We start from the raw sequence: 20,598 nt of genomic DNA, 5'->3' as shown, positions 1-20,598 counted from the left end.
GGTTATTATTCTCGACCAAAATTATCCCCTACTTCACAAGTAATCGTGATAGCTTCGTCCTTACCATACGGCACGAAGGTTAGCTCCGATGCATGTAAACATTGGCGTGTATAAGGCTTATTGCGCGTACCATACATAGCATCACCTACGATAGGATGACCAATGTGTTCCATGTGTACGCGAATTTGATGAGTTCTACCAGTCAATAACTTAAAACGTAACAGAGTATTGTCTCCCTCATGATTAAGAACAATATATTCTGTTTGAGCAGGCTGCCCAAATTCATCGATAACGCGGCGATTATCAAATACTGGATCGACCCCGATAGGCGCATCTACCATACCATCCGCATCAATACGCCCTTCTACAAGGCCTGTATAAATGCGGTCGATACGACCTGCTTGTAGCTCATCCGTATAGTATTGTTGTGCTTCTTTTGTTTTACCAAAGAGAATGCACCCCGATGTATCTCGGTCGAGGCGGTGCACAGGTCGAACCTTATGAACTACGTTTTTCTTCGCATAATACCCTGCCACATAGTTACTCAATGTACAAGACTTCGTTTGCCCTGCAGGATGAACGAGCATAAAGGGATCCTTATTTACAACTAACGTATGCGCATCTTCATAGAGAACTGTAATCGGTCTCTTTTCTACATCAACCCCATAATCCTTATCTTGTGGTAACTCCAAGGTTAATACATCACCCTTTTTAAGTGCTCGCTGCGAATGAGCCACACGGCTATTAACTTTTACCCGTTTCTTGCGAAATACCATTTGGATATCCCGAGAGGATAGGGAAAATCGTTCCTTTACATATTTAGAAACCGTCAACTCTGTCGGTTCTTTCACCGTATACGTTTTCCAGCTCATATTACCACCATTCGTTAATATATGTTTTTTGTTCAGGATAGAGAATATCGAAATAGTCTAACCATTCTTCACTTACTGAAAGTTTCCCTTCAAAAACAAGGTCTCGAGCCGTAAGAGTGCCCATTAATAACTGGCTCAACGCACCGACCTCAATGGTAATATCTGTTTCCCCCTCTATCGTATCAGAAATCTTTTTAACGGATGGAGTTAATGCACTGCCATATTGTACTTCATAGCGACCTTCGTTCCAACTGCAAAGCCCATCTTTTACAGCAAAGGTCATTGTTATAGGCATCATCAATGTCTCTTGATTGACAGGAATTGCTTCAAAAGCAGCTTTTACATCTACAATACGACTCATCATATATGGCATGGTAGCGTGGCCAGTTCTACCATCAGGATAGAAGCGATAATATGTATCGTGAAGGCCTTCATTCCAACGGATAGACGTACCTTGAGAACGGTGATTATAGAAATAATTTAATAATGCACGTTGTGCACGGCGTGTCGTGTAAACCAGCTCAGTAACAGGAATTTCAGGCTGACCTAAACGATACACTGCATAGCCTTCAATGACATGGTCATCGTTGCGCACTACAGCAACATTTACACCTTCTGCAAAGAAGCTGCCTAACAAACGTTTCCATTCCTTTTCGCCACGTTCTGCGTAGCCAGAAAGACGAGCCGTATATGTTTTATATACTGGATCTAACAAAGTCCATTGATCTACGCTATTTAGTAAGCCAAAGCTCAACGTTTTATCTGTCATAGGGCGCAAGTCTTCTAGCGACATGGTGTTCACCCATTGATGAGCATAAAGTTCCCAACCATATTGCTGATAGAACGCTGCCTTGGATGGCATCAAAATCGTCATAGCTTGACCGCGTTTACGAAGCTCCTCTAGTGCAGCAGTTAACAGTGCACCGCCTACACCACCACGGCGAGCTGCTGGATGCGTTGCAACGCCTACCATATAGCTCGTAGGTAATACGGCACCACGTACATTAAGATTATATTGACGCAAATGAACGGTGCTCAACAATTGGTCCTGTTCTAACCCGACCATTGTATTCTCTGGTTCATAGCAATTTGTAAAATAATATTGAAAGAATGGATCTTCCTTTGGTTCAAAGCAGTACGCCCATAGATTTTCCACATGAGACGTATCTTGAGCCGTCGCAATTCTAAATTCCATAATTATGTCCTCGTTATATCATAAGAGCCGTTATCTATCTGTCGCGTCACAGCGTATAATATCTAATCTGATCTAATTTAAGCACATCACATCACCATATGGCCATATCGCCATGATGATACGATAGTTACATTCAAATAGATAGTCTAACAATTCTATTATAACAAAATGAGCTATGAAGCACATCGACTTCATAGCTCAGATTTTATTTACCACCTGTCGCATTATCTGCTTCGTTAGCATATACTGCGTCATATTTTTCAGCAAAATGATCTGGGTTATAAGATTCTTTTGCTTGACGAAGACCAGGCAAGCCCATATCTTCTTCACGGTTGATGAATTCTACTTCGCTAAATTCATGACGAATGAATTCATTATTGATAGCTTGATACAAACCACGAATATCTGGATTTGCTTTTTCAATGTGAATCAAAGCAATTCTGTCATTGAGAAGTTCACCGATACTAAAAGCCTCAACACGGCCGAATAATTTAATGGCACCGCCTTTAAGACCCAACACGTCCCAGTTATCAAACAACAAGTTGATGGCTACCAATTCATCTTCGATACCTTCTTCATGATGCGTTTCTACCCAAGATGCTGCCGTTTCACGACATAATGGGATGATATCATCTGTAATTGGCACATATTCATAGTTAGAATATTGCATGCGAAATTGGTTTAAATGGTTTTTCTTTTGACGGAATTTCTTACCAGACAAGTTGATAAGATCTTCGGACTTGTAAATATATTCGTAATTGTCACGGTCAGGTGTAAATGCATAGCGACCAGGACATAGGTCTTCCATGCGTTCTTTTACATCTTTGCTAACGCCTTTAAATCGGAACGGCAATTTATTTTCTACGAACCATTCTTTAGCACGCAACAAACCATCAAGGAACTTTGCATCTTTACCAGCAAATGGAGGCAATAGGAATGGCTCACGCTTGCCACCACCTTGGATATACAATACGCCATTCTCTTCAGCCCAGCGAATACCGTATGGATCTTGCCACATAAACAGTGTAGTAAAGCAATTATCGGATGCTTCGTAATGATGTTGTTCAAAATATTTGTCGATTAATGGTTTATCTCTCAATTCAAAACGTTTAAATTCTAAAATAATAATCCCTCCTATCAGATTCCTCTTTTGAGGTTACTTTCACAATCTGTGAAAGTTTTGATTCCATCACATTTAAACATAATCCTAACAATCTAGTACTAAAATCTTAGGTCTCATAATTACAATTTTACAGATTCACCTAATACAAAGGTGCCATCCGTCGTAATAACCTTATCACCTTCGTTTAAGCCAGAAATAATGGCTACGTCATCGCCTTCAGTGATGCCTACCTCAACAACACGTACATCAACTGTATTATTCTCAGTCAATACATATACATATTTCCCATCTTGATTTTCCCGAACCGCCTTAGTTGGAACGGTCAGCATCTTGGCTTTCACATTAGATTCAATAACGAGTGTATAAAATTCACCAGCCTTGATTAGGCCTTTCTCGTTATTGAAAGTGGCTTTCACAAGAACACTTGGCACATTTTCAGGTTGAGTAATATCTACGTAAGTCAATTCACCTGGTAATTCTTGGTCCCCTACCTTGAGAAGTACCTTCATGCCATTCTTCGCTTCAGGTGTACCTAATTTCATAGCCGCATCACGAGGAATGCTGAGGGATGCAACCATCGGAGTAGATTGCTGAATCATCATAAATGGACGGTCTGCAATCGCCATTTGACGGTCTTCATTATAGATAGATGTTACAGTGCCTGCTATAGGAGCCACGATTGTAGATGCCGCCATCTGAGCCGATACTTGTGCGATTTGTGCCTCAATGGCCGCCGTATTGATGCCTCCGCCACCACCGCTTGTAACTGTTGTAGTTTGTGGTTGAGATCGTTCCAAAATACGATCATATTCTTTTTGTGTGATTATGCCCGCTTCACGCATGCGTTGAGCCTGTTCCAGTTGAGTACTGTCTATAGATGCTGCAGTCGTAGTCGTCACAGCTGTGGCATATGATTGTGATTGGGCTTGCGCTAATTGTCCTTGCAAGGATGCTAGCTGTTGTTGTAAAGCCGATGTATCTACAGTTGCCACAGTTTGACCTTGCTGTACTTGATCGCCTACTTTCACGGCATACACGACCTGCCCCGTCAAGGTCGGCGTTATCGTCGCCTTATTAAGGGCCGTTACATTGGCATCATTATGAATCTGCAACGGCATATCCTTGTATGTTACATCAGCAACGGATACAGTTTTTGTACCGCAACCAGCAATGGCCAAGGCCATCATTACAACACCAAGCATAGCAACTCCAGAATAGAATCGATTTAATTTCATTCTGTCACTTCCTGTCATATTGATTTTTATCAATACCTTAGTATATCATAAAATCAATCAGAATTGTATGAAAGCTAATTCCTTTAATTAATGGATATAACGGAGGTTCTCATGGAAGAACGGATGGACTTTAGAATATTAAATAACAGCAGTTTTATTCCCTCTATCGGTTATGGCACATATAAAACAGGTAGCGAAGGGGAAACAGAACAAGCCGTAACTAATGCATTAAACGTAGGCTATCGATTGCTCGACACAGCTGCATACTACGGCAACGAAGAAGCCGTAGGCAAAGGCATCAAAGCATCTGGCGTTAAACGTACGGATATCATCATTACTACCAAAATCTGGCACACTAATGCAGGCTATGATAATACGATGCGCGCTGTTGAAAGCTCTCTAAAAAATTTAGACACTAATTATATCGACATCATGCTCGTTCACCAACCTTTGGGCGATTACTACGGCTCTTGGCGCGCCATGGAAGAATTATACGATCAAAATGTACTCCGTGGGTTAGGTCTATCTAACTTTTACGAAGACCGCCTCATTGACTTGCTGTACCACTGCAATGTAAAGCCGGTGGTCAACCAAATCGAATGCCACCCGTTCAACCAACGTCAATCACTCTTACAATTGATGAGAAAGCATCAAGTTGTAGGTATGGCATGGTCTCCATTTACCCGTGACCGCCAACCGATTTTTGACCATCCAATCATCAAAAGCTTGGCGGAAAAATACGGTGTTTCAAAACATCAAATCATCTTGCGTTGGCACATCCAACGCGGCATCATTCCATTGCCAAAGGCAAATAACGTGAGCCATATGGAAGCTAACTTCGATGTATTCGATTTCAAATTAACTAACATCGACATGGACGTTATGGAATTATTAGACCAACAAGACTTCTTGGAAGACCATCATACTGCACCAGGTCTTGAAAGACTTTTACAACTAAAATAAAACATAAAACCACGTATATCTAACCTTTCATAGGAATAGATATACGTGGTTTATTTTATCTTGTTACATTAAATATGGCTTGTACAAGAATCATATACGCTACAGTTCCTGCCCCAATAGACATGAACATATTTCGCTTCCACATATGAAGCCCCACTGTAACTAAGAATGCAATTAATTCAGGAAGTCCGTAAGGATATATTAGAACTACAATATCTTTAAAAGTGTACACAACAAGCAGACCCATAATCGCTGCAGGTAGAGCCTTACCTAAGTACAATACAAAGTCTGGCGCCTTTTTACCGGGAGGGAAAATGAGAAAAGCCGCAAATCGTGTGAGCAATGTACCTGCTACTACAATAGCAACAGTAATGACCATTTCTAAACTAGTCAAGGCGTACACCTCCCCACTTATACGCTATATAACATACTACGAGCATACACCCCATAGAAGCAAGCATAAATAAGGATTTTCCCGTTAATAGAAGCATTGCTAGGGCTACAACGGCTCCAACAGCACCTAAGCCTCGAATATTATTACTTTTAGCATTAAATAACATTTCAAGGAATATAACAATAAATAAGCCAGGTAATACAAAACCAATACCTCGCAAATCTACAGATGCTAATAAATCGCCGAACAATCCCCCTACAAGAGTACTCACAACCCAGAAGATATAATTAAGCCACGATACATGGAAGTAGAACCATTTTTCATCTACATCATCGGGTAACTTCGTAGATACATTAATTGCAAAACTTTCATCACACATCCACGCAACTGTAGGAAACCACTTCCATCCCATATGCACATATCGCTGTAGTGCAGATAGACCATAGAAGAAATGACGCCCATTGACAAACAAGGTCAACATAAAAGTATTCACTGGATCAAAGCCTGCCATTAACAGCCCAATAGTTACGAACTCCATGGAGCCTGCAAATATGGTACTAGCTAAAACAGGAGCGGTCCACCAAGGAAACCCTTGACTGGTAGCATACAAACCAAAGCCTACTCCAAGAAAGAGGAAACTAAGCCCCATGGGAATCATAATAGGAAGTGCAAAAGAAAATGCACTTCTATTTTTTATTTTATTTATAGGGAGCGCCTCCTTTCCATATCATACAAGTTTACACTGTTAATCCCCTTAATTATAAGGCACGCATTAAAATCTCGCGAGCTACTTCTGGTGTTACATCACCATTTTCACCAAGTTGTGTCATGCCATGGTCCTCTAATTGTTTCACAATTTTATCAACTGCTTCTTCACCAAGACCATAGTCTTTCAAATGCGTAGATACGCCAAGGGACTCGAAGAATTCACGAGTTTTAGCGATGGCCTTGTCCGCTTTTTCTTCGTTTGTACCTTCTGTAATATGCCATACCCGTGTAGCATATTGTGCCAATTTTTCAAGTTTGTCTGCTTTTTTCACTTCTAACAATGCAGGTAATACGATAGCCAATGTAATACCATGGTCAAGATGGTACGCCGCAGTTAACTCATGGCCAATCAGATGAGTTGCCCAGTCTTGTGGCACGCCGGCACCAATTAAACCATTTAATGCCAATGTAGAGGCCCACACGTGGTTAGCACGAATATCGTAGTTTTCTGGATTTTCTACTGTTTCTTTGCCGATTTCAATCATAGTTTTTAAAATACCTTCGCTGAAACGATCTTGAATACGACCTTCTACAGGGTATGTTAAATACTGCTCTGTGGTATGCACAAAGGTATCGATAACGCCATTCTTAACTTGTCTTTCAGGCAAGGTGAAAGTCAATGTTGGATCAAGCATGGAGAACTTAGGGAATACTAAGCTACTGAATACAGGGTATTTACCGTCACCATAAGTAATAACTGCACCATTGTTCATTTCGGAACCAGTTGCAGGTAGTGTCATAACTGTGCCAAATGGTAATGGATTTGGTACCATGTCTACCGGAACCTCTGGCACACCAACTTTCATTACCTCAATAACGGGACCATCATAGGTAGCACCCATAACGATAAGTTTTGTAGCATCTACTACAGAACCGCCGCCTACAGCGAGAACGAAATCTACGCCATGTTCTTTAATGAAAGCTACCGCACGTTCACAAGTTTCAAGAGATGGGTTTGGCTCAATACCACCAAACTGCTCAACCTTGCGGTTACCAAGAGCTTTCACAATGCGATCAATAAGACCACTGTGCACAGCGGAGCCACCACCATAAGTAATGAGCACCTTTGCATCCTTTGGTACCAATGTATCTAATTCATCTAAACGGTCTTTACCAAATACGATATGTGTAGGGTTATAAAAATCAAAATTATACATACATCCTCCATTAATCCGACATATAGATATATGAATCCATATTAGAATTATACAAAAATATTTAAAATATAAATTTACTACCTAGCGATCACACATTCAATATAACACATTAATCAATATATTATATTGAATTGTATTATAAATGAGCTAGAATTTCACCATAGTTTTAATCTATAGCTAACTGATATGCTTTTATCATATACAAATCCCCTTCATCCATGATAGGATATAACCATTATAAGACTTGAAAGGGATGATTATATGAAATTAAAAACATTGTTAGCACCATTACTTATCGGTGCTCTTGCATTTGCTATCGCTGGTTGTGGTAGTACATCAAATCAATCAACACAAACACAAAAAGAAATCAAAATAGGTGCTACATCTGGTCCTCATGCACAAGTAGCTGAAGCTGTAGCAAAAGAAGCTAAAAAACAAGGAATCGATCTTAAAGTAGTTGAATTCTCAGACTATGTAACACCTGATAAAGCCCTTGCAGATGGCGATATTCAACTGAATGCTTATCAACATGTACCATTTATGGAAAACTTTAACAAACAAAATGGTTCCAACTTAGTAGCAATCGGTAAAACAATTTTGGTGCGTATGGGCTTATATAGTAATAGCGTACACAGCGTACAAGATGTACCTGAAGGCGCTACTGTTTCTATCCCAAATGACCCTACTAATGGTGGTCGTGCATTAGCATTATTAGCTAAAGCTGGATTAATTACGTTAAAAGATGGTGTCGGCTTCAAAGCAACAGTTGCAGATATCACATCTAACCCGAAGAATATAAAGATTCAAGAACTAGAAGCAGCTCAATTACCTCGTAGTCTAGATGATGTAACAATTGCAGTTATTCCAATGAACTATGTGCAAAGTGCTGGTCTTAGTGTAGAAAAACAAGGTTTCTTCTTCGAATCTAAAGATGAACCACTAACAGTTATCGTACTTGCAGTTCGTAGTGAAGACAAAGACAACGAAACATACAAAAAAATTGCAGATATTTACAAATCTGATGCTATTAAACAATACATCGACGAAACATTCAAAGGCACTATTACAACTGCCAACTAATAAAGTTTATATCGTCACTATATAACTAAAAAGAGATGCCCCAATGATTACAATCATTGGGGCATCTCTTTTTTACTCTTCTGTATCAAATGTAACATCTAATGGTTGACGCTCTACAATATTGCGATATCGTACTTTAGGATATCCCATAAGAATGCCACCAGCTACAATTTTATCATCAGGTACACCTAATTCATCTAATAATGGTTGGTATTCAGCTTCTCCAGCATGTTCAAAGAAACCAGCCCAACAAGTACCAAGGCCTAAAGTCGGCGCATATAGCTCAGCATAAGACAAGCAAGAGTGACCACTATCATGGGTACGATGAATATCTTTTTTAGAGCCAATTGCCACTACGAGAGCCGGCGCATCGCGCAAGATATACTCCTTGCCTTTATCTACCTCTGCTTGAGCAGCACGAGCATAGAGACGCATAATCGGTACTGTTTTTGCAGCCAGATGCATCCACTCTAGAACAAGATCAGCAATACGGCGCAACGTTTGTTTATCTCGGATTACTATATACGAAATACCTTGTGTGTTAGTCGCTGTTGGCGCCATTCTTGCAACGTTTAGCACTTTGCGAATGAGCTCTACAGGGACTGGTCTATTTTGATAGTTACGAATAGAGCGACGACTACGCATGAATAGCTCAGCTTGCTCAGGCGTTAACTTAGGTTCCTTTGTAATATCGATTTGCTCCTTACGCGGTGTCATATCGCTATCAAGAGCAAGCGTTGGGCATACGGAAATACAATGCCCACAGGAGATACAACCTCCCCTGCCAGTTACAGGTCCAGCATCGGACATCACCAGCAATCCGGTCGGACAGTCAGCAACGCAAAGGCCGCATCGTGTACAGACTTCTGTATTGACGGTAAATAACATCTGAATATCCTCCAAATACTACTATAAAGCCTATTATAACATACAAAATCAAGTCATATCTAGTTTTAAACAATTATTCTAATTGTAATGGAGCTAATCCCTGTTCCTATATTTGCCTTTTGGATGGGGCCCCGTTTCATTAATACAACTTGGTAAAAAAAGTAAGAATACGCTTGCTTGCTCCGTTCTTCGCAAAGTCGTTGCACAAGCGTATTCTTACTTTTTTATCACTGTATTTATAAAGATGCCCCATCCAAAAGCGTAAATAATCTAGCTAATACTTATATAGAGTCATTACAATTACACCTTGAAATAAATCATAGAAAACACTATCATTTTACACATTATAATAAACTTTATAGTAGTGGCGCCATGCCCACCGTATGGGAAGGACTAGCCAGAGGCTAATCTACTGGCTTGTCTTGATGCAAATTCAGTCAAAACTACTTAACCGCTCTCGCCTCTCCGCTCCTCTAATTATAAAAGCATATTGAGTAAATATCGAATGTAGCTTGTCATGGGGCCGCTCTGTATATTAGTAGGGTAAGTCGCTTTGCTATGGGACTAATTTACATCAGGTGTTATAAAAATGAAACTGGATACCCCTGCAGCGACTTTACGAAGGACGGAGCAAAGAGGTACCCAGTTTTATTTTTAATTAAGTTGTCGCAATGAAACGGGGCCCCATAGCAATCGACGTAGAAACTACTTATATGCTAGGGCCCCATGACAAGCGGAAACCACATTTACTCAAATGCTTTTATAAGTTCCATGTATTGCGCTTTGTGTGTCATTCTCCATGTCCCAAAGTCTGGTTCTGGAGATTCGTTTAGAATATTTGCCAAAGATTCCAAAAATTCTGGAATTTTTGTAGCTACAATATTGCCAGCCATTTTACCGAAGTTTTCAGAACCCATGTGTTCTGATCCACCATCTACAAGGATGAATGCTACCATAGGTTTTTTATCTACTAATTTTACAGCACCATGGAATCCAATTTCACCGATTTGGTGTGTACCACAAGAATGTGGACAGCCGGATATATGTAAACGAGGTAGTTTTCTTGTGTCTACACCCTTTTTTTCAAGGTGTGCGAAGATATCTTTTAACAGACCGTTAGAGTCTTGCATACCAATCTGACATATAGTAGAACCAACACAAGATACGGAACGGCGGAAATCATTTTCGGCACTATCATCAGTTATTTCCGCAATTTTGCGTGCTTCATCAGCTGTAAGATTAATGAAGAACAATGCTTGGTCTGGCGCAATACGTGCTTCTACTTGGTCAAGTGTCACTGCATAGTCAAGGGCAGCCAACAAGTGTTCTACGTTCGCATCACCACCTGCTGGATGGTATTCTACGTAATATAAACCTTCTTGTTTTTGACGGTGAATACGATAATTTTCCACAGAATCATCACGCTTACCAGTTTTTGTAATTTCATAAGCATAATCAGCTGGATTAATAGTTAGGTGTTCTACTTCTTTTACCATAGCTAGAGTTTCTTCATAGATCTTGATGAAAGCTTCCGCCCCACCCATTTCAGCAGGCATATAACGGGTACGAGCCTTACCGCGGTTTTTGAAGTTACCATGGTTAGCAAAAACCATAAGCATAGCTTTCACATGGTACAAAACATCCTCAGGCGCTACATCATGTGCCACCGGAATACCAATGCGAGGATTAGGACCAATACCACCACAAGCATACACATCAAAAGTATTGTGTTTTGTTAAGTTAAAACCTAGGTCCTTGAACGTAGAATGTGGGGTACTATCAAAACCATTATCTATACCCATTTTAAATTTGCGAGGGATCTTGATATAGAACATTTGCTCCATAAGAAATTCGCTAATTGCTGTTGCATATGGCGTAATATCTAACGTTTCACGAGGATCAATGCCGCGTAAAATACTAGCTACTACATTGGGATTATCACCACCAGCACCACGGTTGTAAATACCGTGATCATAACATTCCTTATAGAGCTTTAATATTGTATCACCATCGAGGCCGTGCATTTGTAAGCATTGGCCGGTAGTGAAATGTACATGTTGTAGGTTATATTTACGAATGGAGTCCGCTAAAAACTGCATGTGCTCGCGCGTCATGCGGCCACCATTGAAACGCCAACGGCTCATACCAGTATTTGCACCGCGCTCAGCGTAACTACCATAGGTACCAGACTGCCCTTTATAATCTGCAATAGATAGTTCTTTCTTATAGAACTTATGTGTCATATCCTCAAACTTTGGATAATCTGCAATTAATCGATCTTTCAATTCTTGTGTAATCATACTATTACCCTCTTGGCTTATATTTATTAAGCATAATTCGTAACTTTATAACGCTTAGTATACCATATATGCATAAGTATGTTAGTAGCTAAGCTCACAATTTCAATATCGATTATTAATAATATAGTTTACAATCTGTAATAATTATCACTTTTAAAAAGGCAAAAGAAGCTGTAACCAAATGTGGTTTTACCACATTCAGCTACAGCCCCTTTTTATAATAATTATATGATTAAGTGTTGCTAGTTTTTATACTCGACCTTCGTTAGGATTATTGTATGCATCCTTATCAATGGTTCCCATAATTTTGTCTACTACCAAAGCATTTGTTAAGGACCCAGATACGTTCAAACATGTACGTCCCATGTCAATCAATGGATCGATAGCTAGAATTGGGCTAATGGAGGTGAAGTACGCTCCAAGGCCTGTACCACTAAGGGATACAGATGCCGCCATTGTAGCCGTACCTGGCACGCCTGCGATACCAACAGAACCAATAGCAATAACGATAACACTCATGATGTACATAGTCATATCGAATGGAATATTGGCTACATTAGAGATGTACACCACAACAAGTGCTGGGAACACGCCCGCACAACCTTGCATGCCCGCAGTAGTACCGAAGGAAGCTACTGTATTAGCAGTTGTAGCATTTACACCAAGACGTTTTGTCAAGGTCTCTACAGTTAATGGCAATACCCCCATCGAAGAACGAGAAGTGAAGGCCAATAAGAGTGGTGCTTTCGCTTTCTTGAAGTATGTAATCGGATTGTAGCCAAAGCTAGTAATCAAGATTGCTTGTACAACAAACATAATCAAAAGACCAACGTAAAGCAATACTACGAACAAGCCCATATCAAGAATAGCTTGTACACCGCGTGTTGCCAATGTAGAAGCTAACAAAGCAACTACACCATATGGCATAAGACCAATTATGAAATCAGCTACCCAGGAAATCAATTGGTGAAGTTCATCAAATAGTTTTGTGAACACCTCCATAGAGTTTGTCCCTGTTTGTTTTAATAGACGAGCTACGCTACCCAAGATAATTGCAAATACAACAATGCCGATAACATTTGTTTCAGCAGCCGCTTGAATTGGATTGCTTGGGATTAGTGCTCGGAATGTATCAACCATAGGTTTGATTTCACGAATCTTCTTACCAGATTCAACAATATCAAAACCTTGACCTAAACCGAAGGCATTCCCCAAAATTAGACCGACTATAGCAGCAACGGCTACCATGCCGAGATTCGTAGAAATCATAGCAACTACTAACTTTTTGAGGTTAGCACCTGCCTCCATGTGCAAAATAACGTGAACAATAGAGATAAAAACGATAGGAATAACAAGCATGCGGATTAAGTCGATGAAACCTCCCCCTACGAGAGAGAACCACTTTGTACTTTCCTTGATGTAAACCACTTTGGATGGATCATCAGGGAAACCTGCAATAATTTGGACCGCTATACCAAGTACGGCACCAGCAATAGTACCAATAATAACAAGATTACCGAAGGATGTGCCCTTGCGTTGCAATACATAAATACCTATTAACACGAGCACGAACACCGCGATAATACCAATACTTAGTGGATTGCTTAACATGAGGTAATCTGTAAAGAATGGAATATTCATAATACACCTCTTTAATTCATATCACAATAATAGGTTATGAACTTAGTATAGCATATATCGAAAAAAATACAAGTACAATATTTAATTTTTGATAACATTTAATGTATTCTGTAATATATGCACCAAAAAGGCGATTTTCTAAAAGAAAATCGCCTTTAGTAAATCTAGCTATTATATTATCTATTAACTAAGATATAGGTTACTTGGATAGGACCATGAGCACCATCTACAATTACCAATTCGATATCCGCCGTACGGGACGGACCAGAAATCAAGCAGATATTTGTAGGGAACTTAGCTGGATCGTTATGATACCGTTCAGCCAAATGTTCCATTGTTTGTGTCATGCGAGGATTAATTGTGTCAGTATATAACACAGCAATATGTGTTGTAGGCAACAAACTAATCGCACGGCCAGAATCCTCACCAGAAGCTTGTACTACAGTAGCAGTTTCCGCAATACCGCAGTATGGGAATGTAATACCAATATCAGCATTAGCAGTATTAGAAACACATTCTTCACGACCTTTAGCTGGATCCCATTGGAAGTATGTACGAGTGCCGCCATTATTAGCTGCATCTTGTTCGAACAATTCTTTTAATTTATATTCTTCTACTTCAGGAGAGCTTGGGAATACAATTTTACCGTTTCCCCAGTCTTCGATAGCTGCCAAAATTGTTTCACCTAGTTTGTCAGGTGTAGTTTCAATGAATTTTGTACCAACACGTTGACATTGTTCCTTAAACATTGTCAAAATTTGATCGCGATTCAAATCTTGGAACATAGTTTCTTGAGGACCATGGCTATAATCAAAGCCTTCTACAAAAGCAGGGCACATTTCTTGATCACGGCCTAATGCACGAGATAAACGTGCAATAAATTGATTACGTTTAGCTACATCCATTATTTTTTCTCCTTCTTCTTGTTCTTTTCATGTTCAGCATACAAATCACGGAATTTCTTGAATTTCAAGGAACCCAATTCTTTAGATTTAGTCCAGCCATTCATAACTGGAATAGCTTGAGTCCATTCAGGCATGTTACCCTCTTTATTACTAATTAAGTTCATACCGATAGCACCAGCTTTTGTGCCAAGATCAAATAATGTTGCATTACCGAACATCTTAGCAGCTGCTGTGAAGATAGCTTCTTCTGCTTTTGGACGAGTCTTTTCAATATCAGCCATGATATGACGGTGCTCCATCAACAATTCATGCAATGGAATAGCTACTGGACAGTTCTCTGTACATGCACCGCATAATGTAGAAGCATATGGAAGATCGCCGGCTACATCGTAACCTTTGAATAATGGAGTCAATACAGCACCCATTGGACCTGGATATACAGAACCATATCCATGACCAGAAACGTGACGGTATACAGGACAAATATTCATGCATGCGCCACAACGGATACAACGTAGCATTTCTTGGAATGTACCACCCAAGATGCCCGAACGGCCGTTATCAATAATGATGATATGAGTTTCTTCAGGACCATCAGCTTCACCAGGACGCGCAGGACCAGTCATCATGGAGAAGTAGTTAGAAATCTTAGAACCTACTGCAGAACGGTTCAACATTTCCATCATAACGTCAAGAGCTTTAAAATCAGGGACAATACGTTCTGTACCTAAGAAAATTAATTGAGTCTTAGGAATAGAGCTAGCCATACGGCCGTTACCTTCGTTGGAAACGATTGTACATGTACCAGATTCAGCAACTGCAAAGTTACAACCGTTAACACCTACATCAGCTTTTAAGAAACGCTCACGTACATAACCACGTACAAAGTGAGTCATTTCCGTAGGATTTTCAGTTCCTGTATAACCTAATTTTTCAGCAAAAATTTCACGGATTTTGTTACGTTCAAAGTGAAGACCTGGTACTACGATGTGAGATGGAGGACTTACTGCAGTTTGCAAAATAAATTCAGCCAAGTCAGTTTCGTTAACTTCAATACCAGCTTCTTCCAAAACTTCGTTCAAACCAATTTCTTCAGTTAAGATAGTTTTGGATTTAACGATCATTTTTGCTTCGCGTTGGCGAAGGATATCTAATGCAATTTGAGTAGCTTCTTTGTCATCGAACGCAAAGTGGACTTTAGAACCAGCTTTTTCAGCGTTGTCAGCAAATTGACTTACATAGTAATCCAAGTTGTTAAGTACGTGATCGCGAATTTTAGCCGCTTCAGCGCGGAAATCTAACCATTCAGGAACATCCGCAACTACTGTATTACGTTTATCATAAAACACGTCTTGTGCTTTTTTAATAGCTGCAACTTTGAAATCGTCAGCCAAACATTCTTTTATACGTGTTTTATAGGGGCGATTGTCATATATAAGTGCCATGTCGTCTCCTCCTTAACGGTAGTTTAAGATTTCAGCAATATGCATAACTTTGATACGGCGATCAATTTCGCCTTCTTTATGAAGACGATCAAGCATACCAGCGATATTCATTAAGCACGCTTGGTCAGAACCGGAGATAACGTTGGCACCTGTGCCAGCAATTTCCAATGCTTTTTCGCGTGTCATAACTTCACTGATTTCAGGGTTTTTAACTGAGAAAGTCCCGCCGAAGCCGCAGCAACGATCTGCACGTGGTAATTCAATCAAGTTGATATCTTTAACGTTTTTAAGGAGTTTGAAAGGAGGCTCTTTAATGCCCATCAAACGAGTTACGTGGCAAGATGTATGGTATGTAACGGATTCGTTGAAACGAGCCCCTACATCTTCAACACCTAATACGTCAGTAATAAATTGAGTGAATTCGTAAATTTTACCACTCAATTTTTCTGCGCGCGCCAACCACTCTGGTTGATCTTTTAAGAAATGATGATATTCATCACGGATTGCAAAAGCGCAAGAACCGGACATGCTGACTACATATTCAGCGTTCTCAAAGCATTCGATTGTATTCTTAATTGCATCCATAGCCGCGTCATTGTAACCGGAGTTAGTGAACATTTGTCCACAACATACTTGTTTCTTAGGTACTACAAGCTCACAACCTAATCTTTCAAGTACTTCTACACCAGCCATACCTACATGAGGGTAGAACATGTCAATCAAACACTGTTGGAAAAGATGAATTTTCATATTATCTTCCTCGTCTTTTCTAGTACTTAACCTAATAAAAAATTTTGATATGTATGTGTTATGGCAATTTTTAGTAGTGAATTTTTCGACTAAATTTCTGCCCTGAACATTACTTATGCTTTCAAATAAATATTCAAAAGCTCATCGCTATAATTATAAATTAATCATGTAGATATTGTCCAAAGAATTGCTATATTCGTATGTACCCTTTTATTTCTTATATCGTTATGACTTTTTGTAATAACAAACATTGAATTTTATCACATCTATTATTTCATTTATCATTTTTTCTTGTAAAAGCCCCATAAAATCTAGATTTTGCGAATGTTTATCATTTTGCATTTTTAACTACTAGAAAATCAACTTTTATCTATATTTCATTCTATATTTATATAATCGTACTCAAATTTTCAAATTCATGTAAGTTTTATCCTTATAGATTACATTTTCTTATAGTAGTGTATAAATTTAAAAAGTGTTATAATTTATTTTATATAAGTATAGTTTGAAAGGAGCCCTTTTCATGAAACTAAATAAATTATCTTTGTCTTTAGCAATTACATTGGCCCTTGGCTCTACATTCAGCATGGCTCACGCTGAAACAACTGCGACTCATATAAAATCCGAAGTATCTAATGTGGCTACTAGAGCTGAAGTTTCTGCTAAAGCGGATGAACACCGTGTTGATACATCTGTTAAAAACGATACTAAACGTATTGATACATCCGTAAAAAATGATGCTAAACATGGTAGCACAGTTGTAAAACGTGATGCAAAACATGCTGATGCATCTGCTAAAAACGCTGCTAAACGCACTGATACATCCGTAAAAAACGATGCTAAACGCGTTAACACTTCTGTAAAAAATGACGTTAAACGCATTGATACTTCTGTAAAAAATGATGTAAAAGAAGATGCTGTAAAGGTAGAAGGTAAAAAAGCTGTAAAAGCTAAAGAAAACTTACCTGCTGGTATATACCCCGACACAAAAGATAACTGGGCTCGCGATGCTATCCAAGCAATGACACAAGCCGGTTACCTTTCTGGTTATGCTGATAATACATTCAAACCTAGTGCACAAATTACTCGTGAGCAAGCAGCTGCTATTTATGGCAAAGTGCTACAACACAACTTAAACGAACAAGAATTAGCGGAGATTGCAACAAAAGAATCCTCTACCTCCTACTCTGACGTGGAAGCAGATCGTTGGTCTAGCTCTGCTATCAAATTAGTTAGTGCTGCAGGCGTAATGGAAGGCACATCTAAAACAGCTTTCACACCTAGCAAAACTATGGACCGCGAACAATTCGTTGCATCCGCCGCTAGCCTAGCTAAAAAATTAAATCTTTCTACACCTGTAAAAGCAGAAAAAGTAACATTTAAAGACGAAGCTAGCATCTCCTCTGCTTACTTGGCAGATATCCAATACATGGCTCAACGTGGCATCGTAGCATCTGGGGCAACAGAAAACTTTAACCCTAAACAACCTGTAACAAGAGCACAAGCGGCAACAATCTTGAACCGCATGCTTAATGGTGCTGGCCTTGCAACACCGAAACACAGTACAACTGAAGCTAAAGCTGAAACAACTGTAAAAGAAGATATAAAGAAAGCTGATACAGCAATCGAAAAAGAGGCCTCCAAAGTAAATAAAGATGCAAAAAAAGATATGTCCAAAACTGATAAAGACATGAAAAAAGAGGCAGAAAAGGCAGATAAAGTAGCCAAAGCTGATGCAAAAAAAGTTGAAAAAGACGTAAAAGGCAATAAAGATGCTGCAGTAGCTGAAAAAGCTGAACCTACTCACACAGTTCGCCCTGTTCGTCGTAGCACACTAAAAGCACTTGATCAAAAACAACAAGCTGCATTAGAAGACAAAGTATTTTCTGAATTAAATAAAACTTATAAAACAGAAGATGCATTCCAAAATTATGGCGTAATGTACTGGCGTGACAATCAATTACACGTAGCTTTGAAAACAGACAGCGATATTTCCACAGTAAAAGCCAACCTTGCAAACCGTGGTGATTCTACTGTAAATAACTATGTTGTAGTTGAATCCTCCCAATACAGCCAAGCTGAATACGATGCAATCGATACAAACTTCCGCAACTACTACAACAAAAATGAAAAAGCAGGTACAATTCTAGCTACATTCCCTGATGTAGAAAATAACCAACTTTACGCAGTTGTATCTACAGCATCTAAAGAAACACAACAAGGAATCTCTAAATTATTCGGTTCCAAAGTAAAAATGACAGTAAAACGCTAATCGGCGTTACACTTAACCAGCCAAGGCAGCGTATACTCGACAGTACTACGCTGCTTTGTTGTATATCACTATGCATGCCAACTAATTGACTTTGATGCGACGGATATAGCTTTTTATGCTGGTGAAAGTTTATATTCTACGGCTATCAAGCGCTAGCCTTTACCATGATTAGGAAGGATTTTTATGTACAAGAATACCCCTCACGCATTACGTGCCCTCGTACTCGGCACATTATTGACTACAACAGGCCTTGGTTTTGCTTCTGCAAACACAACCACTACAACTCATGCTCCTGCAACTACTGTTGAAGCCACTAAAATGGAAACTACTAGAGCAGATGTAGCTAAAACAGAAGTAGCTAAAATGGATGTTACTAAAACGGAAACAACCAAAATCGAAACAGCTAAAATTAAATCTACTAATACTGCATCACCTGCAATTGTAAACACCTCTATTGGTACACCTCAAGATATTCAAAAAATCCGCGCCCACATCTTTACAGATGTGCCTAGTGATTTTTGGGCGGCTAACTCGATTAGCACTGTAACAAAAGCAAACCTAATGAAGGGGTATTCCGATGGTACATTCCGACCTAACCAACCTATGACACGTGAAGAAGTAGCAGCTCTCTTCAACAATATCACGGATGATGGTACGGCCGCCTTTTTATCAAGTAAATTTAAAGATATTACATCTGACCGTTGGTCTGCTCTTGCTATTGAATCTGTAGCGCGCAAGAATATCATCAGCGGATATGGCGATGACACATATAAACCAGAAAAATATATGTCCCGCCAAGAGTTTGCGGTAGTAGCAGATAACTATATCCATTACTTAGGATATACCACTGAAGACCCAACAGTTCTTGATAATATAGCCTATGGAGACCAAAAATTTGTGGCTCCTTGGGCACAAGATGCCGTTCGCGAGCTTGCCTATCTTGGGTTCACAAACTACGCTCCAGGTACATTGTTTAACCCTGAAAAATATGTAACTCGTGCAGAAGCAGCGGAAATTGCGTACCGCATGACACAAACAGAACAAGCACTTGCCTTCCACAATACATTGTTCAAGCAACAAGTAGAAAACAAAACAGCTAATATCATCGACAAAGCATTAGGCTATGGCAATGATTTCACCAAATTCCGTCAAGACGGGGCCCTCTTCTGGGAGGCAGGCCAATTACATGCATCTTTAACAGATCAAAAGAAAACTGACCTCGTCTCCAACGCAATTACAGAGGCACATGATCCACAGCTAGATAGAACTGTAGTCGTATCAAAAGGTAAATTAAATCAGGCTCAACTAGAAGAGTATCAATCCGATGCCATTGCCCTTTACCAACAAAAAGAACCTCAAGGAAAGATTCTTTCCATCTCCCCAAATACTGATACGAGTGCCCTTCTCATTACCGTTGATTCTATTCAAAAATCGACGTTGAAAGCATTTAAAAAGAAATTCCATGATAATGTATTCTTACAATTACCACCAGAACCGCTTACAAAGTCAGACGGAAATATTCAATTCCCATTACCACCGCGCGTAAACTATTATAACGACAAACAATAACATAGAAAAAAAGAACCGCACCCTTAGGAGCGGTTCTTTTC

General features: G+C 39.5%; 17 protein-coding genes. 4 read left to right on the top strand and 13 right to left on the bottom strand.

Features of this window, described 5'->3' with window-relative positions:
* Window positions 1–5: 5 nt before the first annotated feature.
* From E7K77_RS07430 to E7K77_RS07415, 4 genes are all read right to left on the bottom strand, one after another.
* The gene (locus E7K77_RS07430; protein WP_316061261.1) at window positions 6–872 is read right to left on the bottom strand and encodes an RluA family pseudouridine synthase; all 867 of its coding nucleotides are present in this window, start codon (window positions 870–872) and stop codon (window positions 6–8) included.
* A 1-nt stretch (window position 873) separates the two neighbouring features.
* Window positions 874–2,067 carry a GNAT family N-acetyltransferase gene (locus tag E7K77_RS07425; RefSeq protein WP_325306144.1) on the bottom strand — a complete coding sequence of 398 codons (1,194 nt, stop codon included), beginning with the start codon at window positions 2,065–2,067 and terminating at the stop codon, window positions 874–876.
* A 205-nt stretch (window positions 2,068–2,272) separates the two neighbouring features.
* Window positions 2,273–3,208, bottom strand: a complete 936-nt coding sequence (locus tag E7K77_RS07420; protein WP_316062400.1) for a DUF2156 domain-containing protein — start codon at window positions 3,206–3,208, stop codon at window positions 2,273–2,275.
* A 101-nt stretch (window positions 3,209–3,309) separates the two neighbouring features.
* The gene (locus E7K77_RS07415; protein WP_325306145.1) at window positions 3,310–4,425 is read right to left on the bottom strand and encodes an efflux RND transporter periplasmic adaptor subunit; all 1,116 of its coding nucleotides are present in this window, start codon (window positions 4,423–4,425) and stop codon (window positions 3,310–3,312) included.
* A gap of 111 nt (window positions 4,426–4,536) precedes the next feature.
* Between E7K77_RS07415 and E7K77_RS07410 the strand changes: the two genes are divergently transcribed.
* Window positions 4,537–5,388, top strand: a complete 852-nt coding sequence (locus tag E7K77_RS07410) for an aldo/keto reductase (protein ID WP_050756201.1) — start codon at window positions 4,537–4,539, stop codon at window positions 5,386–5,388.
* Window positions 5,389–5,443: 55 nt separating this feature from the next.
* Here the strand turns inward: E7K77_RS07410 and E7K77_RS07405 are convergent, their stop codons facing one another.
* The 3 genes from E7K77_RS07405 to E7K77_RS07395 form a co-directional block, all read right to left on the bottom strand.
* Entirely contained in the window at window positions 5,444–5,782 is a 339-nt protein-coding gene (locus E7K77_RS07405) for a branched-chain amino acid transporter permease (protein WP_038125671.1), read from the bottom strand.
* A complete protein-coding gene (locus E7K77_RS07400; RefSeq protein ID WP_008714808.1) occupies window positions 5,775–6,440 on the bottom strand; it encodes an AzlC family ABC transporter permease in 666 nt (221 codons plus the stop codon). Before E7K77_RS07400 ends, E7K77_RS07405 begins: the two co-directional genes overlap by 8 nt.
* Before the next feature lie 100 nt (window positions 6,441–6,540).
* Complete coding sequence (locus E7K77_RS07395) at window positions 6,541–7,707, bottom strand: iron-containing alcohol dehydrogenase (RefSeq protein ID WP_004694893.1); 1,167 nt, start codon at window positions 7,705–7,707, stop codon at window positions 6,541–6,543.
* A gap of 261 nt (window positions 7,708–7,968) precedes the next feature.
* Here E7K77_RS07395 and E7K77_RS07390 point away from each other — a divergent pair, with 261 nt between their 5' ends.
* Complete coding sequence (locus E7K77_RS07390) at window positions 7,969–8,787, top strand: MetQ/NlpA family ABC transporter substrate-binding protein (protein ID WP_004694891.1); 819 nt, start codon at window positions 7,969–7,971, stop codon at window positions 8,785–8,787.
* Window positions 8,788–8,859: 72 nt separating this feature from the next.
* Here the strand turns inward: E7K77_RS07390 and E7K77_RS07385 are convergent, their stop codons facing one another.
* The 6 genes from E7K77_RS07385 to E7K77_RS07360 form a co-directional block, all read right to left on the bottom strand.
* Entirely contained in the window at window positions 8,860–9,675 is an 816-nt protein-coding gene (locus E7K77_RS07385) for a nitroreductase family protein (RefSeq protein ID WP_004694890.1), read from the bottom strand.
* Window positions 9,676–10,421: 746 nt separating this feature from the next.
* The gene (locus E7K77_RS07380; RefSeq protein ID WP_325306147.1) at window positions 10,422–11,975 is read right to left on the bottom strand and encodes a nitrite/sulfite reductase; all 1,554 of its coding nucleotides are present in this window, start codon (window positions 11,973–11,975) and stop codon (window positions 10,422–10,424) included.
* Between the two features lie 249 nt (window positions 11,976–12,224).
* On the bottom strand, window positions 12,225–13,616 hold the full coding sequence (locus tag E7K77_RS07375; RefSeq protein WP_008602231.1) for a cation:dicarboxylate symporter family transporter: 1,392 nt from the start codon (window positions 13,614–13,616) through the stop codon (window positions 12,225–12,227).
* A 176-nt stretch (window positions 13,617–13,792) separates the two neighbouring features.
* Complete coding sequence (locus E7K77_RS07370; RefSeq protein WP_325306149.1) at window positions 13,793–14,521, bottom strand: LutC/YkgG family protein; 729 nt, start codon at window positions 14,519–14,521, stop codon at window positions 13,793–13,795.
* Complete coding sequence (locus E7K77_RS07365; protein WP_004694882.1) at window positions 14,521–15,966, bottom strand: LutB/LldF family L-lactate oxidation iron-sulfur protein; 1,446 nt, start codon at window positions 15,964–15,966, stop codon at window positions 14,521–14,523. Before E7K77_RS07365 ends, E7K77_RS07370 begins: the two co-directional genes overlap by 1 nt.
* A gap of 12 nt (window positions 15,967–15,978) precedes the next feature.
* A complete protein-coding gene (locus tag E7K77_RS07360; protein ID WP_325306150.1) occupies window positions 15,979–16,716 on the bottom strand; it encodes a (Fe-S)-binding protein in 738 nt (245 codons plus the stop codon).
* Between the two features lie 523 nt (window positions 16,717–17,239).
* On the opposite strand from E7K77_RS07360, the gene E7K77_RS07355 reads away from it, so the two are divergent.
* Window positions 17,240–18,988: an S-layer homology domain-containing protein gene (locus E7K77_RS07355; protein WP_316689724.1), complete on the top strand. Its 1,749-nt coding sequence runs from the start codon at window positions 17,240–17,242 to the stop codon at window positions 18,986–18,988.
* A 183-nt stretch (window positions 18,989–19,171) separates the two neighbouring features.
* Window positions 19,172–20,557 (top strand): S-layer homology domain-containing protein, encoded by a 1,386-nt coding sequence (locus E7K77_RS07350; RefSeq protein ID WP_316689723.1) that lies wholly within the window; start codon window positions 19,172–19,174, stop codon window positions 20,555–20,557.
* The last annotated feature ends 41 nt before the right edge of the window (window positions 20,558–20,598 follow it).

The organism is Veillonella parvula, assembly GCF_032577575.1.
GTDB lineage: Bacteria > Bacillota > Negativicutes > Veillonellales > Veillonellaceae > Veillonella.
This window is presented reverse-complemented; position numbering and strand designations above follow the sequence as displayed.